The 15,877-nt window shown below is 69.0% G+C and carries 30 protein-coding genes; 23 read left to right on the top strand and 7 right to left on the bottom strand.

Annotated elements, in window-relative coordinates:
• Positions 1-51: 51 nt before the first annotated feature.
• The 5 genes from OG819_RS42810 (at position 52) to OG819_RS42790 (ending at position 3,084) form a co-directional block, all read left to right on the top strand.
• Complete coding sequence (locus OG819_RS42810) at positions 52-279, top strand: hypothetical protein (RefSeq protein ID WP_266654691.1); 228 nt, start codon at positions 52-54, stop codon at positions 277-279.
• Positions 272-874, top strand: coding sequence for a hypothetical protein (locus OG819_RS42805; protein WP_266654689.1), 603 nt, complete (start codon positions 272-274; stop codon positions 872-874). The genes OG819_RS42810 and OG819_RS42805 overlap by 8 nt, the downstream gene beginning before the upstream one ends.
• On the top strand, positions 871-1,137 hold the full coding sequence (locus tag OG819_RS42800; protein WP_266654687.1) for a hypothetical protein: 267 nt from the start codon (positions 871-873) through the stop codon (positions 1,135-1,137). Before OG819_RS42805 ends, OG819_RS42800 begins: the two co-directional genes overlap by 4 nt.
• Positions 1,134-2,171, top strand: coding sequence for a hypothetical protein (locus OG819_RS42795; RefSeq protein WP_266654685.1), 1,038 nt, complete (start codon positions 1,134-1,136; stop codon positions 2,169-2,171). The genes OG819_RS42800 and OG819_RS42795 overlap by 4 nt, the downstream gene beginning before the upstream one ends.
• Before the next feature lie 100 nt (positions 2,172-2,271).
• Complete coding sequence (locus tag OG819_RS42790) at positions 2,272-3,084, top strand: hypothetical protein (protein ID WP_266654683.1); 813 nt, start codon at positions 2,272-2,274, stop codon at positions 3,082-3,084.
• Positions 3,085-3,136: 52 nt separating this feature from the next.
• On the opposite strand, the gene OG819_RS42785 is transcribed toward OG819_RS42790, so the two are convergent.
• The 5 genes from OG819_RS42785 to OG819_RS42765 form a co-directional block, all read right to left on the bottom strand.
• Positions 3,137-3,295, bottom strand: coding sequence for a hypothetical protein (locus tag OG819_RS42785; protein WP_266654681.1), 159 nt, complete (start codon positions 3,293-3,295; stop codon positions 3,137-3,139).
• A gap of 77 nt (positions 3,296-3,372) precedes the next feature.
• Entirely contained in the window at positions 3,373-3,609 is a 237-nt protein-coding gene (locus OG819_RS42780) for a hypothetical protein (protein WP_266654679.1), read from the bottom strand.
• A gap of 260 nt (positions 3,610-3,869) precedes the next feature.
• Entirely contained in the window at positions 3,870-4,280 is a 411-nt protein-coding gene (locus OG819_RS42775; protein ID WP_266654677.1) for an NUDIX hydrolase, read from the bottom strand.
• A complete protein-coding gene (locus tag OG819_RS42770) occupies positions 4,277-4,921 on the bottom strand; it encodes an NUDIX domain-containing protein (protein ID WP_266654675.1) in 645 nt (214 codons plus the stop codon). Before OG819_RS42770 ends, OG819_RS42775 begins: the two co-directional genes overlap by 4 nt.
• 72 nt (positions 4,922-4,993) lie before the next feature.
• Positions 4,994-5,326, bottom strand: a complete 333-nt coding sequence (locus tag OG819_RS42765; protein WP_266654673.1) for a hypothetical protein — start codon at positions 5,324-5,326, stop codon at positions 4,994-4,996.
• Positions 5,327-5,559: 233 nt separating this feature from the next.
• Between OG819_RS42765 and OG819_RS42760 the strand changes: the two genes are divergently transcribed.
• From OG819_RS42760 to OG819_RS42680, 17 genes are all read left to right on the top strand, one after another.
• Positions 5,560-5,904 carry a hypothetical protein gene (locus OG819_RS42760; RefSeq protein WP_266654671.1) on the top strand — a complete coding sequence of 115 codons (345 nt, stop codon included), beginning with the start codon at positions 5,560-5,562 and terminating at the stop codon, positions 5,902-5,904.
• Positions 5,901-6,128, top strand: coding sequence for a hypothetical protein (locus OG819_RS42755; protein ID WP_266654669.1), 228 nt, complete (start codon positions 5,901-5,903; stop codon positions 6,126-6,128). Before OG819_RS42760 ends, OG819_RS42755 begins: the two co-directional genes overlap by 4 nt.
• Entirely contained in the window at positions 6,128-6,298 is a 171-nt protein-coding gene (locus OG819_RS42750; protein WP_266654667.1) for a hypothetical protein, read from the top strand. Before OG819_RS42755 ends, OG819_RS42750 begins: the two co-directional genes overlap by 1 nt.
• A 189-nt stretch (positions 6,299-6,487) precedes the next feature.
• Positions 6,488-6,772, top strand: coding sequence for a hypothetical protein (locus tag OG819_RS42745; protein ID WP_266654665.1), 285 nt, complete (start codon positions 6,488-6,490; stop codon positions 6,770-6,772).
• A gap of 141 nt (positions 6,773-6,913) precedes the next feature.
• The gene (locus OG819_RS42740) at positions 6,914-7,102 is read left to right on the top strand and encodes a hypothetical protein (protein ID WP_266654663.1); all 189 of its coding nucleotides are present in this window, start codon (positions 6,914-6,916) and stop codon (positions 7,100-7,102) included.
• Positions 7,103-7,144: 42 nt separating this feature from the next.
• Positions 7,145-7,351 carry a hypothetical protein gene (locus OG819_RS42735; protein ID WP_266654661.1) on the top strand — a complete coding sequence of 69 codons (207 nt, stop codon included), beginning with the start codon at positions 7,145-7,147 and terminating at the stop codon, positions 7,349-7,351.
• Positions 7,352-7,544: 193 nt separating this feature from the next.
• Positions 7,545-7,718, top strand: a complete 174-nt coding sequence (locus OG819_RS42730; protein WP_266654659.1) for a hypothetical protein — start codon at positions 7,545-7,547, stop codon at positions 7,716-7,718.
• A gap of 55 nt (positions 7,719-7,773) precedes the next feature.
• Complete coding sequence (locus OG819_RS42725; protein WP_266654657.1) at positions 7,774-9,171, top strand: hypothetical protein; 1,398 nt, start codon at positions 7,774-7,776, stop codon at positions 9,169-9,171.
• 23 nt (positions 9,172-9,194) lie between these two features.
• The gene (locus OG819_RS42720; RefSeq protein WP_266654655.1) at positions 9,195-9,785 is read left to right on the top strand and encodes a hypothetical protein; all 591 of its coding nucleotides are present in this window, start codon (positions 9,195-9,197) and stop codon (positions 9,783-9,785) included.
• 64 nt (positions 9,786-9,849) lie between these two features.
• Entirely contained in the window at positions 9,850-12,105 is a 2,256-nt protein-coding gene (locus OG819_RS42715; protein ID WP_266654653.1) for a hypothetical protein, read from the top strand.
• Between the two features lie 221 nt (positions 12,106-12,326).
• Positions 12,327-12,512 carry a hypothetical protein gene (locus OG819_RS42710; protein ID WP_266654651.1) on the top strand — a complete coding sequence of 62 codons (186 nt, stop codon included), beginning with the start codon at positions 12,327-12,329 and terminating at the stop codon, positions 12,510-12,512.
• Positions 12,513-12,544: 32 nt separating this feature from the next.
• On the top strand, positions 12,545-12,946 hold the full coding sequence (locus OG819_RS42705) for a hypothetical protein (protein WP_266654649.1): 402 nt from the start codon (positions 12,545-12,547) through the stop codon (positions 12,944-12,946).
• Between the two features lie 21 nt (positions 12,947-12,967).
• Positions 12,968-13,159, top strand: a complete 192-nt coding sequence (locus tag OG819_RS42700; protein WP_266654647.1) for a hypothetical protein — start codon at positions 12,968-12,970, stop codon at positions 13,157-13,159.
• Positions 13,160-13,248: 89 nt separating this feature from the next.
• Entirely contained in the window at positions 13,249-13,758 is a 510-nt protein-coding gene (locus OG819_RS42695; RefSeq protein ID WP_266654645.1) for a hypothetical protein, read from the top strand.
• A 15-nt stretch (positions 13,759-13,773) separates the two neighbouring features.
• Positions 13,774-14,076, top strand: coding sequence for a hypothetical protein (locus tag OG819_RS42690; RefSeq protein WP_266654643.1), 303 nt, complete (start codon positions 13,774-13,776; stop codon positions 14,074-14,076).
• Between the two features lie 2 nt (positions 14,077-14,078).
• Positions 14,079-14,312: a hypothetical protein gene (locus OG819_RS42685; protein WP_266654641.1), complete on the top strand. Its 234-nt coding sequence runs from the start codon at positions 14,079-14,081 to the stop codon at positions 14,310-14,312.
• Positions 14,313-14,390: 78 nt separating this feature from the next.
• On the top strand, positions 14,391-14,570 hold the full coding sequence (locus OG819_RS42680) for a hypothetical protein (protein ID WP_266654639.1): 180 nt from the start codon (positions 14,391-14,393) through the stop codon (positions 14,568-14,570).
• Between the two features lies 1 nt (position 14,571).
• On the opposite strand, the gene OG819_RS42675 is transcribed toward OG819_RS42680, so the two are convergent.
• Both OG819_RS42675 and OG819_RS42670 read right to left on the bottom strand, forming a co-directional pair.
• Positions 14,572-14,778 (bottom strand): hypothetical protein, encoded by a 207-nt coding sequence (locus OG819_RS42675; RefSeq protein WP_266654637.1) that lies wholly within the window; start codon positions 14,776-14,778, stop codon positions 14,572-14,574.
• A gap of 54 nt (positions 14,779-14,832) precedes the next feature.
• Positions 14,833-15,081, bottom strand: coding sequence for a MarR family transcriptional regulator (locus tag OG819_RS42670; protein WP_266654635.1), 249 nt, complete (start codon positions 15,079-15,081; stop codon positions 14,833-14,835).
• 158 nt (positions 15,082-15,239) lie between these two features.
• On the opposite strand from OG819_RS42670, the gene OG819_RS42665 reads away from it, so the two are divergent.
• On the top strand, positions 15,240-15,875 hold the full coding sequence (locus OG819_RS42665) for a hypothetical protein (protein ID WP_266654633.1): 636 nt from the start codon (positions 15,240-15,242) through the stop codon (positions 15,873-15,875).
• The last annotated feature ends 2 nt before the right edge of the window (positions 15,876-15,877 follow it).

The raw sequence follows: 15,877 nt of genomic DNA, 5'->3' as shown, positions 1-15,877 counted from the left end.
CGCTGTGGCCAGATCACCTGTCCCGGCGCCGGGCAGCGCCCACGTGAATCCGTGACGTCACCCGCCTCTCAGCGCGGGCCGTCCGGCCTCACCGGACCGCCCGCGCCCGACGAGCCCGCCGACGGCCGCTCCTGCGACGCCGGGCACTGCGATCGGCCCTCCATCGGCTGGCGCCTGTTCCGTGGCCAGCGCGAATGGCTGCCCGTCTGCGGCCTCCACATGGAAGGCCCAGCCGGACGAACCCGCATCTACGACCCCGAGGAGACCGACCATGCATGACCCGCTGACCGTCGCGTTCGAGATCCGCCGCCCGTGGCCCCAGGTCGCCGACTGGCGCACCGATCAGGCCGCCCGCACGGGAGTCCGATGGAGGCTCAGCGCTCCCTACGTAGTGCTCGCCGGGCGCGGCCTGTACTTCCCGGGCTTGATCACGGTCTGGCATCGGGACCCGTCCGGCTACGACGACACCACCTGTCGCCGCACCCACTGGCGTCTTCACATCCACCACTGGAAACTCCAGATCCACCCGCTCCAGCATCTGCGCCGCCGCCTGCTCACCCGCTGCGCCTGGTGCGGAGGCCGCAGCGTCAAGGGCGACCGGGTCTGCGTATCCGACTCGTGGGACGGGCCACGCGAACGCTGGTGGCAAGGCGAACGAGGCCTGTTCCACGCCGACTGCTCATCGATCAAGCGAGCCCACTCCACCTGCGTCTGCGAGGTGCCCGTCCTCGAACACGGCAACTACGGACGCTGCGCCGCCTGTGACCGCTTCCGGCCCTGCGGCTTCACCGCCGCCAACCTCGCCCGAGTCCGCGACCTCCACTCGATTCCGCAGGGCGGACGCCGCGACAGCGCCAAGGAGACCGCCGCATGACCGACTTCGATCGTGATCCAGAAGCCCTCGCCTGGGCGCGCCGGAAGATCCAGAACGAGATCGACCGTGCCGACAAGTTCGTTGCCGACGCCAAGCAGGCCCGCAACGAGAAAGCCGAACTCACCTGGCGCGTCATCGGCAACCACCTCCGCCGCAGCTTCATCGGCGGCACCGGCTGCGTCATCGCCGCCTTCGACGAACGGCGGCCCGAGCACCTTGCCCGACTCGACACTGCCCGACCCGCCACCGAGGAGACCCCGTGACCGACCAGATCCGTGCCCCGTGGACGCCCGAGCAGGTGGCCGCCCTGAATCGCTTTCAGGCGAAGGGCGGCATGCACCCGTTCACCTGCGGCAACGACCACGCCACGGGCGCCCTGCACCTCGTCGCTCACGAGGACGGCTGGCACTGCTGGCTGCCCGACTGCGACTACCGACAGGACTGGGCGCACCGATTCATGGCCGACCCGAACGCGTGGCCGAAGCCGTTCGAGGATCTCCGGCAAGCGGCAGCGACCGAAGCGACCGAAACCGCCACCATCACCAACCCGGAATGGCTCCACCAGCAGTACGCCGCCGCCATCCAACCGCTGCTCATGGACAATCTGCCCAAGCCCATAGCCGCCGCCCGCGCACGGGAGATCGCCGACACGGTCCTCAACGTCCGGGACCGGCACCTCGTCCAACTTCGGCAGCGCCTCCAACTTGCCGACGCCGACCCCGGCCGCCTTCGCCGTCTCCGTGACCAGCTCGCCACCGAACACGCGAAAACGGTGGCCGCCGACCAGGCCGCCACCCAACGCGCCGACCTCCTCGTCAGCCCGCACAACGCGATGGCCGCCGGGCTGGAGATCGCGGTCGGGCTCGCCGAACACCACCTCCGGGAAGCCGGCGAGCAGGCCCGGACAACCCCGGACAACAGTGCGACCAGCGGGGGTGCGGCGGACAACTCGCTGCGGGAGCAGATCGCCGAGTCGCTGGCCGGTCACGCCGGATCGAAAGCGTTCCTCGCCGACGGCACCGAATGGGAGCACGCTCGCGCCGCCTGGTACGCGCACGCCGACGCCGTCCTGCCGATCGTCCAGGATGCCCTTCGCGACCAGCGCGACCGGCAGGTCACCCAGAGCGTCGTCCTCGTGCAGCGCAACGTCGATCTACAGATCACCCTCCGTGAAGTCCTCGATGCGTTCGAGGCGTACTGGGCGCGCGCCAGCTACTGCGGGCCCGGCGAGACCGCCGTCCAGCCCGAACACCTCCAGGGCTGGCGCGCTGTCCTCGACGGCAAGGAGCAGCAGTGACACGCGACCCCTTCAACACGCAACTGTCCGGTTCGCGACCTTGCCGCCGTCATGTCCCACCCCCACCCTGACCAGGTTGGTCGACAATCGAGGGGGGCTCGTGGCATTCGGCAACGGCGATCTGTTACGGCAGATCAGCAACCAGCTCGGGCAGGTCTTGACGGACCTTGCCGCGGTGAAACAGCAGCTCGCAGATCAGCAGCACGCCATCGATCAGATCCGGTTCGACACCACTGCGGCCATCAATACCGGGCTCACCGAGAACCGGGCCGTCATCCGCGACGGTCTCACCCGCGCCAACGAGACGATCAGCGACCCGCTCACCCAGATCGGCTCCGAACTCGTCGCCATCCGCGGCGGCATCGGGCAGCTCGACAACCAGATCAGGACGGCAGCAGCGCAGTCCGTCCAGCGGCCGGCGCCGGAGCCGGAGCCCGTGCCGGTCGAGGATCAGGCGTCCCCGTCGCCCGAGCCTGACCCTGTTCCCGAACCCGAGCCGGAGAAGTCGCAGTTGACCGACGACGACCTCAAGACCCTCCGTGCCGCGGCCGGCATCTCCGCCGCCACCCTCCACGCCCACCGCGACACCTGGGAGTTCCTGGTCAAGCACGCCGGACCCGACCGGCACTTCCACGTCCCCGGCGAAGTCCAAGACGCTGTCGGTACCGTCCTCGCCAAAATCTCCGGCCCGAGTCTCGTCGCCGTGCTCACCAGCCTCGGCAGCGTCAAAGACGATCCCGCCGCCGACCCCGGCACCCGGGCCATCGCCCACCACCTGCACGAACGCATCGGCAACATCGTTAACGAGATCGCCGCCGCACCCCACAGCGGAGGCGACGTCGAACCCGTAAAGATCGTGATCGATGACCGGCTCAAACCGGAAGACGACCAGCCTCCGGCCGACGAGGACTGACAGCACAACGCCCCCGCTCCAGTTCGGAGCGGGGGCGCCTTCGTGTGTGCGGCTACTCGCCCGGGATCTCCGCCCACACCTGCGCGGCGATCAGATCCGCCTCATCCTGCGACAGGCCGGGCTTCACTGCGGCGACCACCCGCGCGCCATCCGGCAGCGTCGCCTCCCGCATCTCCGTACCCAACGGGCCCGGCATCGGCTCCTCCGGCATCACGGCCTCCATCCATCGACTTCCGGACACGCTAGAGGGCCCCCACCTCGAAAGGCAGAGACCCTCAGCCGAATGGGCTACAGCTCGGTCAACTGGTAGGGCGGGGGAAGCTCCGGCATCGGCACCCTGAGCGCCGCACCCAGCATCGCGCGGGCCATCATTTCCCACTCGGCAGTCGGCCGTCCGGCAGGCTTCACGAACAGGAGACTGCCGTCGTCGCGGACATACGTGCCGCCCGTGAAGCCGGGGTCCGCCTCCAGGACCGAGACGTCCACGCGGAACTCGGCGAGGAGGTCGGGGAGTGGCGTGTCCAACAGGTGATCGGCGGTGATTGTGCATCGTGCGGCGGGCGCTAAGGCAGTAGCATTCACGCGGGCTCCTTTTGACGAGGCGAGCTTGAAGATCAGCGGACGGACATCCGCTGGTCGAACTGGCCGGGGTGTTGACGCACCTCGGCCGTTCGCGTTCCCGGGGCGCTACCTGCGCCCACTGATGAACCTAAGGCACGGGCGGGGAAATTCGGCCCGGCCCATTCGTCGATCTCATCCCTCTTTCGGGGGAGGCGGCCAACGCCTCAGTGAGGCAGGACGCCGTCGAGGTACTCCTGCACCGGCTCGAACAGGCCGTAGGGCACCAGGCCGGGGAGCTCCGAGTGGGCCGCCCACGTGATTGCGTCGAGCTCCTCGTCGTCCGCGACGTGCGCCTCGCCCGAGATCGGCTCGCACGCCGTGTACGACATCAGCCGGCCCGTCTTCGGATGGACGCGCTCCCCGAGCAGCCGTAGCGCCTTCACCGTCAGGCCCGTCTCCTCTGCCGTCTCCCGCACTGCGGCATCTTCGGCGCCCTCGCCCGCCTCGATGGCGCCCGCGGGGAACTGCCACATGAGCTCACCCTCGGAGATCCGGCGGCGGACCATGAGGACACGACCCTCGCTGACGATGATCGCGGCGGAAATGCCGGGCTTCTGGGTGATGGTCTCGGTCATGCAGCTGCCTCCAGTGCGTCCAGGATGGGCGGGAAGATCTGGTCCTGCGGAATGAAGCGGGTCAGTGCGGTGCGGGGCACCCAGGTGACGTCGACGTTCTCCAGCGAGTCCAAGTTCGACGCCTCGCCCGCGAGGTGGTCGGCGAGGTAGTACGAGGCGACGACACCGGTCACCGGGTGGACGCGTTCGCCGAGGTGCTCGCGGACGGTGCAGTGGACGCCCGTCTCCCCGTGCGTCTCCTGAACGGCCACGGTCTCCGCGGCTGCGCCCGGCTTGACCATGCCAGCCGGGAACTGCCAGCGGAGCGCACCGTCCCCGCGTCGACAGACGAGCAAGACATCGTCGCCGCGGACCACGATCGCGATCGCCACACGCAGAGACTGCGCCTGCGGCTGCCCGTGATCGGTGGGTGGCCGGATCAGGAGACCGAACCGTCGGTGCACCGCCTCACCTGCCCCTTCGTATGCCAGATCGAGGATCTGCTGAACTTCGGTTCGATGGATCAGTTCCGGGCTGGCATGCCACCGGGTGATCGTCCGGGCGGAGATTCCGAGGCGTTCCGCGAACGCGTCGTTCGTCATCCGCATGGCCTCCTGGAGGAGGCAAGCCGTTCGGCCCGTCCAGGTACCAACGACATCCACAATGAGGCTCCCGTGCTCGCTGCGCTCGGGTCTGGCTTGGCGGTGACTAGGCGATGTCACCGCCGTGTCTACCTACGGCTGATCTGGCGTGCTCGTGTCGGGAGAGTGGCCTTCTGCCGCGCCCGCGTGAGGCGTTGACTCGGCGTCATGACGAAGTGGCCCCCGCCCCTTGGCGATCTGTTCGGCGCGAGAGCCGGAGACGCCCAACAGTTCTCCGACCTCGCGCCAGGGTCGGTCCTTCTTGAGCTCGTTGACGACGGCCCGTTCCAGTGCCTTGCCGCCGCGGTCGCCATCCGCCAGGGCTTGCCGGAACTTGCGGACCGCATGGAAGCGCTCGACGAGGTCGGTGATCTCTGCGAGCCGACCCGTCTCGGACTCGATGGCGGAGGTGAGCGCTTCTGTCATGGACGTAGCGTATGGGCCATTTGCCGCCACTTCAAGACGCCCCTTGACAGTCGGGTCCGGCTCGCTACAGGATGTACCTCAGCGGCTACAAGGACCCCCTTGAAGGCGTCAGTCGTCCACTCCTACCGGACCCAGTCCGCGGACGGCACCCCACAAATGAAGACGGGCCGGACACCGCGACTCCTACATCGCAGGCCGGCCCTCACCACGAGGAATCTCTGAAGGGTCCCCTCATGGCTACGACAGATCTTATCGGTGCGCCCGTGCGCCCCGACCGCACCGTCCCCACCGCCCGCTCCCACTACGCGGCGATGCGCTACTACGAGACCGCTTCCCGGTCCCTGTCGGTGCAGCTGTCCGTCCGTGGCTTCATCGGCGGGTTCGCCGGTGAGATCTCGGACGACGAGATCGCCACGATGAAGGCGCAGCGGGACAGCTACCACCGTCTGGCCGTCGCCTACCGGAACGCTGGCCGGCGCCGGGAGCGCGCCGAGAAGCTGTGGGCGACCCGTCCGGGCACGATCCTTCGCATCACCCTCCGCGGCATCCGCAACGCGCGGGCGGCGGTGACGGCATGAGCACCACGACCCCGATGTCGCCGGCCGACCGCCTGGCCCATGACCTCGCGTCCTACGTCCGCCGCAGCTGCTCGGTGCGTACTGCCCGCGGTATGCGCACCCCGACCGGCGACTACATGACCTGCGCTGGCGGCCATTCGGCCGGCGACCCGCACGGCGCCCCGTTCGGCAAGTCCGGATGGTTCTCGTGGACCGACCAGCCGAGCGCGACGGCGGTGCAGTGATGGCACCCAAGATTCTCGCCGAGACGCAGGCTGGCCACCCCCGCGGTCAGTTCCCCGCAGAGGAGCAGGCGCAGGAGTTCCGCGACCAGGGCATTCCGGCGACCGTCGTGCAGGACTTGCCCGGCGACCGCTTCCTCGTCATCGCGGACGAGGCGGAGGGCCAGCGATGACCCGCCTCGACGACGCCGGCCACAAGGAGCTGTCGAAGAAGCTCGCCCAGGTCAACAAGCGCTCCGAGACCCGGCCCCGCTAGACCCAAGACCGCCGCGCTGGCGGGGAAGCCCAATCCCCCGCGGCCTCCGTCAGCGCGGCTTTCCACCCCATCCCCATTCCTGATTGACCACGTGAAGGGCACCCCCATGTCTCCGTTCATCTTCAGCGCCGATCTCCACGCCGTCTCCGACACCGTGCGGGAGATCCGTGCCGGTCTGTTCGTCGACCAGGTCGAGGCCTCCTGGGAGGAGGTGCGCGGCGACGAGTCCGCCGAGCTGACCCTCCGGGCGATCGCCGCCGACCGGGCCGGCGACGGCCGGGCGCTGGACGCCATCTTCGAGCGGGCCCGGGAGATCGACGCGGCGAACCCGTTCGGGGAGCGGCTCGTCGACCAGCTCGCCGCGCTCACCGACCGGGCCGCAGCGGCCTGACCCCTGATCGCCGTGGCGGTGGGATTCGTCCCCCGCGGCCCCGCCGCCACGGCCCAGCCCCGGCACCGGTCACCACGGACGTCGCCGCGAACGCATCCCGGGGCGCGCACCACCACCCGTCCACCGCATCGAGGGAGACCCATGGCGATTGAGAAGCGCACCCGGGTGACCGTCACGTCCAGCCCGGACGCGCCCGGCCTGGTCGGGCGGACCGGCGAGGCGTGGCCGACCGGCGACGGGCGGGTGGAGGTCGACGGCATCCGCGACCCGCACCTCGACCTGGCGCTCGGCACGCCGACGTTCACCGAAGACCAGCTCCGCAAAGCCTGACCGACCAACCCGACCACCCCCAACCCGAGAGGACTGATCCACATGCGCAGCAATCTGACCAAGGCCGAGAAGGACGCCCTGTACACGGCGGCTATCGGCCTCGAGATGAAGGCAGGCCGGGAGGCCGACAAGCGCCCGCTCGTCGGCTTCGAGCTGGCCGGCTTCAACGCCGACCAGGCCGCCGCCCGGCGTCTCGGTTTCACCGACGCCGACATTCGCGCCTACCAGCGCAGCCTCCCGGCGGCGTGATCGGGATGGGTCGCCCTATCGCCACTGTCGTTCCCGGTGATCGCCTGTCGCCGTCGGATCCGCCCGTCTGCTGCCGCCAGTCCATGACCTTCGCCGAGGGCATCCTCGGCCCGCTGTACGAGTGCCCGGTCTGCGAGGACGGGATCTACGTCACCGCAGACGGGCGCGTCCTCGACGTGATGAGGAGCGCCTGATGCCGACCTGGATCCTCACCGCGACCTCCCGTATCGGAGCGAAGGTCGACCCGGTCTCTGGCGCTTCGTTCGACTCGATCGCGGTCTACGACGAGGACGACCTGCAGCAGCGGATCGCAGCCGCGAGGACCGACCCGCGCGACCTGATCGTCACCGTCGACCGCATCGACTAGCCCCCATCGCAAGCCACCCCGTACCCCCACCAAGTCCAGGAAGGACACCAGCGCCATGACTGCCAGTCCGCCGAAGGTGAACGGCCACACCCGGCCGCCTGCCCCGCTTGTGATGGGGGACTGGCAGCCCATAGGGGCCACTCCCACCCAGGCCGAGAACATCGAACCGCCCACCGCTCAGCCAGCCGCCGTCGAGTCCGAGGTGGTTGCCCAGGCCAAGGCCGAGGCCATTCGTGCCGAGGCGTGGGCCAAGTCCGAAGAGCAGCGCATCGCCGCCGAAGCTGAAGCCGAGGAGCGCCGAATCAAGGCTGAGGCCGAAGCCGACGCCACCCGCATCAAGGCCGAGGAAGACGCCCGCAAGCAGCGGCTGCTCAACGACAAGGCTGAGCGCCGGGGCCGCGAGGAAGAAGCTGCCAGCGAGGCCCGGATCGCCGAGTCCAACCGCAAGCGCGACGAAGCCAACCGGGCGCGCGCCGAGGCCAACGAGGCGGCCACGGAGGGGAAGGCGGCCGAGCAGAAGGCCGCTCAGGAGATCGCCGAGGCCGATGACAAGTGGCGGTCCTACGCGATCCGCTTCGCCGTCGTCTGCGGCATCGTCTCCCTGCCCGTCCAGATGTCGTTCTTCTGGAACCCGCACGCGCCCTGGATGGCTGCCGCCCCGGTCATGCTCGAAGGTTCCGCCTGGGTCGTCCACCGCGGCGCCCGTGCTGCCGCCGTCAGCAAGCGGCCGGTCTGGCACTACCGGGCGATCGTCTGGCTGCTCGCCCTGATCGCCGCCGCGATCAACCTGTACCACGGCCTCCACAGCTTCGACCCCGGTACAGCCCTGGCGACCGCGTTCGCCTCGATCGCCGGCCCCGGCGTGTGGGACCTCCACGAGCACGGCCGCATCCGGCGACGGGACGGCGCTCTGACTCGTCGGGAGCGGAAGGCGGCCAAGAGGGAAGCCGAGCGGATCGCGGCCGAGAAGGCGGAATCGGAGAGGCGTGACGCCGAGCGTTTGGCCTACCGAGAGAAGGCCGCCCGGGAAGCCGCTGAAGAGCTCGACCGGCAGCGCGCCGAGGAGTTCCCGAAGGTCCACCAGCACGCCAGGAGGCTTGCCGCAGACCTCGGCGAGACGACCATCACCGAGGCGATCTGGAAGCGCGCCAAGCTCGACGTCGATGGGGCGCTCCCGGGCGAGTCTGCAGAGGTCTTCCGGATGCGGAACGCCGCCGAGATGAGGGTCGAAGCAGCCCGCCTGAAGAGGCCCGTCAGCACCCTCAGCAAGACCACGAACGCGCAGCGTGTTCCACATCTACCCCCCGGCTTTGGAAGGGGCTCGAAGACCGGGCCCAAGGTGCGCGGCGTGCGCCGATCTGGAGACGCTCCGAAGTTCTCTGACGTCGCCCGCAAGCAGGCCCGCATCGAGCGGACCGAGACCGCCAAGAACGACCGCCCGAGCGACAACTAACCCACCCCTCAGGAGAGATCGTCATGAACACCACCATCCGCCGGATCGCCGTCTCGGGCAGCGCGGCCGTAGCCCTCCTCGGGGGCGCCGCCGCCATCACCACCGTGACCGCGCCGTCAGCGTCCGCCGCCGACATGCAGGCCGCCATCACCCGGGCCACCGGAGCGCCGGTGAACATGCCGGACGGCCGGGTCGTCCACGTCCGCGGGCTGGACGCCGCCGCCTACAAGGCCAGCCCCGAGCACACGTCGACGGTCGTTCTCGCCGCCGCGAAGTCGGACACCACCGACCCGGCCGGTATCACCACCGGCCTCACCACCGACGGCGGGCAGGGCGCCGCCATCCAGAACCCCGTCACCGGCCAGCAGACCGGCTACAACCAGCAGATCACCACGCAGGCAGGCGGCGGGACCATCAGCCTCACCGTCGCCATGGGCGTCGGCCTCCTGATCGTCGTGATCGTCATGGTCCGCAAGGGGCACGTCAAGTTCGTCCAGGCTGCAGCCTGCGTCGCCCTCGGCGTCTACCTCGCCCCCACCTTCTTCGGTCCGCTCGTCCAGCAGCTCGGCGGATCCGTCGGCAGCAGCCTCGGCAACGTCTGGTCCGGCCTCTAAACCACTAGCCCACGGGGCCCGCACGCCGCGGGCCCCGCCCCAACCCACGGAAGGAACCCGGCCAGTGGCCACCGAAGCGCAGCCCGAGCCGACCGAAGAGCAGCCCACCGAGAAGGTCGCCGAGCCCGAAGAGCCCACCCTCGTGGACCGGATGAAGGCCGGATTCGCCGTGCAGCGAGGCCACCTGGTCGCCCGCGTGAAGGACTGGATGGCCACCGGCGACCTCGACCACGTCGACGTCATCCAGGGTGCCACCGAAGCGAAGACCCGTAAGCACGCGGAGAAGATCTCCCGCCAGCAGCAGCGTGTTGCCGAAGCGCACGCCCACTTCGCCGTCGCCAAGACCCGCGCCGACCAGGACGAGAACGGCGGCAACGCCAACACCCTCGCAGCGCTCGCCGGCCGCGTCGCAGCCGAGGAGGGCAAGCTCGCCGAGCTGCAGGCCATCCCGGTCATGCCCCCCACCGAGCGAGAGATCGCCAACTTCCGGCACGGCAAGAGGGCTGGCCGGTCGGCACTCGTCATAGGCGGTGGAGTCGCCACCGTGCCCGCCTTCGGCATGGCGGCGACTCAGGCCGCGACGGGGCAGCCCGCCCTCCTCGTCGTCGTGCTCGGCGCCGGGGGATGGGCGTACCACGTCCTGTCCCGCCCGTTCACCGCCCGGAGCGTGGAGGGCCAGGCCCCTTTCCCTCTGGCCCCGGTCAGCCTGCCCGCCACGTTCCAGGCGGATCCGACCGGGGGAGCGACGCCGATCGTCGGCGGGAACGTCGTCATGTCCGTCGAGCAGCTGCCCGAAGGCGCCAAGCCGTTCCCGCTCAGGAGCGCGCGCACCCCTGACCAGCTCGCCCAGTGCGTGCTGCTGGCGGCGCGAGCGGAGGGCGTGCCGATCGTCGAGGTGTCGGACGTGCAGCGGCAGCCGTGGGGCTGGCAGTGCATCGTCCGCGTCGGCGAAGGAACCCCCGAGGCAATCATCGAGAAGAGCGGCGATCTGGAGACCAGGTTCGATCTACCCACGAACGGAGTCAAGCCGCAGCCCATCAAGGCGAGGCGGGCCTGCGCGTTCCTCCGTCTCGTCGAGGGCGATCCGTTCGCCACCGCCCCCGGCCTGCCCTATCGCGCCCCCAAGTCCATGTCGATCACTGACAAGTTCCGCATCGGGACCTCGGTTGGCGGCGACCCGCTGGAACTGTCCCTGGCCGGCGTGATGGGCCTGTGGGTGGCCGCGTCCGGTGGCGGCAAGACCGGCATTCTCCAGGCCCTCGCCGAGGGTACGACTGCCTGCTACGACAACATCACCATCGACTGTGATCCGCACGGTGACGGCCTCGAAGACCTTGGTGACGCGGTCCGGATCACCGCACGCACCACCGAGCAGATCGAAGCCGTCCTGCTGTTCTTCCTGGTCATGTCGAAGGCGCGCGCCCGGCTGCGGGCCAAGCTCGGCATGGGCAAGAAGTGGAAGGCCAGCGCCTCCCACCCCGCCTTCACGATCTTCATTGACGAGTTCCCGAAGCTGTCCAACCTCGCCAAGCTGCTCTCCTTCGACCTGCTTCTCGTAGGTCGCAAGGAACTCATCCAGGTGGAATACGCCTCCCAGGGCGGCACCAGCCGGTACCTCGGCGAGAACATCGCCCAGATGATGGCGCTCAAGGCCGTCGGACCGTGCAAGGTCGGCGACACCCGCGCAGTTTTCGGTGACGGCTCCGTCAAGGAGGGCTACCTGCCGCACAAGCTGTCCCCGGCCACCGACACCGACCCGAAGGACGCTGGCCACATCTTCATCCAGGGCGTGCCTGGCATGGCGGACGAGCCGATCGAGTACGCGATTCACGAAGCGGACTCGGCCGCGCTACGGAAACTCGCCCAAGAGCGCGCCGAAGCCGGGCTGCTCGAGCCCGACCAGGACAGCCTCGACGGCATGCGCAACGTAGACCTGCCCGAGTACGTCGAGGCGACCTACGACAACGACGGCAACATCAAGAAGGATGCCCCGGTCGAGCTCCTCACCTGGGACCAGCTGCTGCGCCTGTGTGGCGCCCAGCCCGTTGAGCGCGGCCCGCTCGAGGACGGGGCTCCGCGGCGGGCGGTCGAGGACTCGGTCGCGGTCATGGAGAAGGCGGACGTCGACCGGATGAAGACCGAGACGCTCCTCGCTGCCGTGCAGGACTACGAGCCTGACGTCTATGGCCAGATGACGGCCGAGGAGTTCAAGGCGCTGATGAAGAAGGCCGGCGCCGGTGCTCCGATCACGCTCGGTCCGATCGGCGAGGAGAAGAGTCCGCGCGGCTTCAAGCGTGATCGACTCCGCCACCTGCTGTGACCGTTACGCGAAGTATGTACCCCTGATTAGGGCCTGCTCAGGCCTGCTCACGCCACAAAGCCGCAGGTCACAGCTGCTCAGCCTGCTGCTCAGGGCCTGCTCAACCTCTGCTCTGAGCAGCACGTGAGCAGGCCCGTGAGCAGCCCTGACCTGCACGTTTGCCCGCTGAGCAGGCCTGAGCAGCAAGAATAAACCACAACAAACCGGAACGGAGTCCCTGCGTGGACCAGAACCTGCACAACCAGATCATCAGCGCCTACGAGCGCACCGTCCAGCCCCACATGGCCCGCGGCAACAACAAGGCAGCCGCCGCCGGGATCCAGGCCCTCGTCAACCGCTTCGGCGGCCCCGCGGTCGAGACCGCCATCGAAGACCTGGTCCTCCAATACGAGCTCAACGGCCACTGACCCCAACCCCGCCACCCCTAAGGAGATCCGCTATGCCCAAGACCTGGAGCCCCGGTCAGGCGAAGAAGTTCGCCAAGGAAGCCCGGCTCAACACCCGCTACTACACGGTCAACAAGCACGCCCGGAACCTCGGCCCCTACGAGGACACCCACACCTACAGCGAGCACGTCTTCGACGCCCGGCGTCCGATCACCGGCACCCCGTGCTCCGGCTCGGTCGACGCCGTCACCCTGTGCCAGCGGTTCGGCCCCGTCTATGAGCAGCCGCCCGCAGGGCTCCGCAACCTGGATGGGCCTGCCCCGCAGGTCGCCGGACCGCTCGGAGGCAACTACGAGGGCGTTCTCGACGAGGCCGAACTCCGTGGTCTGGAGAAGCACGCCGCGCAGGGTTCCGACCCCCGCAAGCGCCGCCCGCTCGGGTCCTGGCGCGTCTGACACCAATCGAGGAGGAACCCGATGTCTGACCTGAAGATCACCCATCAGTCCGTGCACGACTACATCGCCGCGAAGCGCCGCGGCGACCGCAAGACCACCGACCGGATCATCGCCGAGGTGAATGCCCGCTTCGCCACCCGAACCACCGACGGCAGCGAGGCCGCCCAGCTGCTCCACGCCACCATGCACGTCCGCTTCGGCGAAGACCTTTAGCTCAGCCGGGGCGCCCCTCGAATGCCTGGAAGCGACCAGGGGCGCCCCTTCTACCCAGCGCACGCGAACGCGCAGAAGGGCACCAGGAGATGACCACGCGAACCCTACCCAAAGCAAGCCCGAAGGCCGCAGCCCCGGCCGAACTCGACCTCGACGCCCGGATGGCGCTGCGCCTGGCCGAGATGGACGGACGGTGCCGCACCGCCGTCCTCGCCGTCGACATCAACAGCGCCCACATCCCCATCGACACCCTCGAGATCGCGGCGCCCCTGCCGCTCACCCCCACCCTGGCGCCCAACCCCTACAGCACGCCGATCGCCGGCCTGCTCCACCGGGCGCGCAACCGGATCGTTGTCGACGGATGGTGCCGCGACGCCCTGCACGACGACCAGGGCGCCATCTGCCCGATCCGGGCGATCCGCCTCGAAGCCGCCAGCCGGGATGCGGCCGATGACGCCTGCGTACTCCTCCTTGAATCCATTCAGCGCCACTGGCAGGCGGCGACGATCCCGTCCTGGAACAAGCAGCAGACCAGCGCCGCGCCCGTACTGCTCGCCTTCGACCGGGCCGCCGAACTCGCCCACAACCGCAGCCTCTAACCCGAAAGGACCCGCATGGGAATCAGCATCAGTCACGGCGTCCCCTCCACCCGATCCGCCCTCACCATCAGCAACCTCGGCCAGCACCTCGCCCACACCCTCACCAGCAGCGAATGGCGGGAGCTCGCCCACCTCTTCGACGGCCGCCTCTACACCCCGGTGTACACGCCGCCCGCCGAAGCCGGACGCATCGGCGACCTCCTCCACAAGGCCGCCGCGCACCGAGCCATGGAGCCTGGCTGGGGGGACCTCGCAATCCTCCTCGGAGACGCCGCCAACCGGGCAGCCCGCGCAGGCCAGACCTGGGAGTGGAGCTGACCGTGGACATCTACGACCCCGCGCAGCCCGACGGGCAGCCGAAGAACGTCATCCGTGGCCGCGAACCCAGTCGCGGCAGTCAGATCTGCGGCTATCAGTTCCCCGGCACGCACTCCTACTGCGGTGAGCGCAAAGTTGTGGGCCTGTACTGGTGCCAGCCGCATCATGACTGGCTGGTGCTCGACGAGCCCGACGGGATCATCCGCATGGCCCCCGGCAACGCCATCGGACGATGACCGCCATACCGTTCCACAGCAGCACTCGCGGCGTGTGGGCCAAAACCAACAACCGGCAGTAGGAGGACACTCGGATCTATGAGCATCGACGAGCGTTACGTTGCCGAAGCCGACCACGACGAGGACGAACAGCGGGCGTGCGGGGAGTCCGGCTGCCTCTGCTACGGCGTCGGCCCGGAGCACGCCGACTGCGCGTGCGGCTGCGACTGCCCCCGCTGTGACGACTGTCAGCAGAAGGAAGAGAACTGCGACTGCTGACCTACCCCGAAACGCCAGGGCCCCGACCGCCATCCGCGGTCGGGGCCTTCGTCGTGCGGGCGGGGACAGCGCGGGCGACCCAGTCGCGTCCGGCTGCGTCCGTCGGGCTCGTCACCGGTACCGCCCCCATGCGCTCGCAGATCAGGTCCAGTTCCCGCTGGCAGGAGGCCTCGCTCTTCGCCCGCACCATGTAGACGACGTCGCTCATACCCGCAGTGTGCCCGGGGTGGTGGGGGAGACGGGGCGGAATCCGGGAAGCGGGCTACTCGGCAGGGGGCGGGTCCTCTGTCGATTTGGCTTCGTCGCGCAGATCGGTGCGTGCGCCTTGACCGGGGCGAACGAAGTTGATGATCGTTACTGGCCTCCAGAGCGGGGTGCGTCCGTAGACGCGGTCGGGGTCGGGCAGTTCGCCGCGCTTGCGTGAGCGGTAGCTGCGCACCGTCTGCTCTTTGACGCCCCAGTACTCGGCGATTTCAGCGACGGTCCAGTACTCGGCGTTCGGGTCGGCCACCCATGCTCCCTTGTCATCTTGACGTCGACAAAGTCTAGCGGCCCACCACTCTTCCAACTTCACTGCGTTCATATTGACAAGGTTCCTCCGTGGCGCCTAACCTTGTCAATGTCAACGAGGCGAAGTTATCGCCAGGGAGACCAGCAGGGGAGACGGCAATGGCCACCACCGACATCACCATCAGCGCCGAGGACCTCGTCAAGGGCGACGAGATCGTGGCCTACACCGCCTGGAACTTCGACCACGGAACCCAGGCCATCACCGGGTCCTGGGTCGTCGACTCCGTCCACTGGATGGCCTCCGACCGACTCGCCGACGTCTACACCAACCGCGGCCTCCTCGGATTCCGGCGCGGCGGCAAAGTGACCGTCCGCCGGGAGACCGCATCCGAGCCGCAGGCCGAGACGGTCGAACAGCCGACCAAGGGCCAGCAGTTCGCGAAGACCATGCGGTACTTCCTCTCCATCGGCACCCGCACCCGCCGCGACCGCAACGGCCACGACCTCCACCGCGAAATCGCCGAATGGACCGTCACAGCCGCCATGCATCGCGGAACCTTCCCGCCCGCCGAGGAAGCCGTCTTCGCCGCAGCCTTCGACGCCGCTTCCACCTGGGCCAAGGACATCAAGAACGGACGCGGCTCCTGGATCGTGATCGAGCACATCGACCAGATGAGCCCCTGGCAGTTCTGCAAGCTCCTCGGCGACATGGTCGACGCCGGAGTCAACACCACCAGCGCAGGCGCCCAGTACTTCGCACGGATGCGCACCCAGCTCCTCGCACAAGCTGCCTGAGC

The organism is Streptomyces sp. NBC_01549 (genome assembly GCF_026339955.1).
In the GTDB taxonomy this organism is placed as follows: domain Bacteria; phylum Actinomycetota; class Actinomycetes; order Streptomycetales; family Streptomycetaceae; genus Streptomyces.
Note: the sequence above shows the minus strand (reverse complement) of the source record. Positions and strands in the feature narration are given on the sequence as shown.

Coding starts and splice junctions, on each gene's coding strand:
- OG819_RS42720 (WP_266654655.1), top strand. CDS start 9,195: ATGAACACCACCATCCGCCGGATCGCCGTCTCGGGCAGCGCGGCCGTA.
- OG819_RS42695 (WP_266654645.1), top strand. CDS start 13,249: ATGACCACGCGAACCCTACCCAAAGCAAGCCCGAAGGCCGCAGCCCCG.
- OG819_RS42730 (WP_266654659.1), top strand. CDS start 7,545: ATGCCGACCTGGATCCTCACCGCGACCTCCCGTATCGGAGCGAAGGTC.
- OG819_RS42775 (WP_266654677.1), bottom strand. CDS start 4,280: ATGACCGAGACCATCACCCAGAAGCCCGGCATTTCCGCCGCGATCATC.
- OG819_RS42755 (WP_266654669.1), top strand. CDS start 5,901: ATGAGCACCACGACCCCGATGTCGCCGGCCGACCGCCTGGCCCATGAC.
- OG819_RS42740 (WP_266654663.1), top strand. CDS start 6,914: ATGGCGATTGAGAAGCGCACCCGGGTGACCGTCACGTCCAGCCCGGAC.
- OG819_RS42700 (WP_266654647.1), top strand. CDS start 12,968: ATGTCTGACCTGAAGATCACCCATCAGTCCGTGCACGACTACATCGCC.
- OG819_RS42800 (WP_266654687.1), top strand. CDS start 871: ATGACCGACTTCGATCGTGATCCAGAAGCCCTCGCCTGGGCGCGCCGG.
- OG819_RS42750 (WP_266654667.1), top strand. CDS start 6,128: ATGGCACCCAAGATTCTCGCCGAGACGCAGGCTGGCCACCCCCGCGGT.
- OG819_RS42705 (WP_266654649.1), top strand. CDS start 12,545: ATGCCCAAGACCTGGAGCCCCGGTCAGGCGAAGAAGTTCGCCAAGGAA.
- OG819_RS42690 (WP_266654643.1), top strand. CDS start 13,774: ATGGGAATCAGCATCAGTCACGGCGTCCCCTCCACCCGATCCGCCCTC.
- OG819_RS42805 (WP_266654689.1), top strand. CDS start 272: ATGCATGACCCGCTGACCGTCGCGTTCGAGATCCGCCGCCCGTGGCCC.
- OG819_RS42680 (WP_266654639.1), top strand. CDS start 14,391: ATGAGCATCGACGAGCGTTACGTTGCCGAAGCCGACCACGACGAGGAC.
- OG819_RS42665 (WP_266654633.1), top strand. CDS start 15,240: ATGGCCACCACCGACATCACCATCAGCGCCGAGGACCTCGTCAAGGGC.
- OG819_RS42745 (WP_266654665.1), top strand. CDS start 6,488: ATGTCTCCGTTCATCTTCAGCGCCGATCTCCACGCCGTCTCCGACACC.
- OG819_RS42765 (WP_266654673.1), bottom strand. CDS start 5,326: ATGACAGAAGCGCTCACCTCCGCCATCGAGTCCGAGACGGGTCGGCTC.
- OG819_RS42725 (WP_266654657.1), top strand. CDS start 7,774: ATGACTGCCAGTCCGCCGAAGGTGAACGGCCACACCCGGCCGCCTGCC.
- OG819_RS42735 (WP_266654661.1), top strand. CDS start 7,145: ATGCGCAGCAATCTGACCAAGGCCGAGAAGGACGCCCTGTACACGGCG.
- OG819_RS42675 (WP_266654637.1), bottom strand. CDS start 14,778: ATGAGCGACGTCGTCTACATGGTGCGGGCGAAGAGCGAGGCCTCCTGC.
- OG819_RS42760 (WP_266654671.1), top strand. CDS start 5,560: ATGGCTACGACAGATCTTATCGGTGCGCCCGTGCGCCCCGACCGCACC.
- OG819_RS42785 (WP_266654681.1), bottom strand. CDS start 3,295: ATGCCGGAGGAGCCGATGCCGGGCCCGTTGGGTACGGAGATGCGGGAG.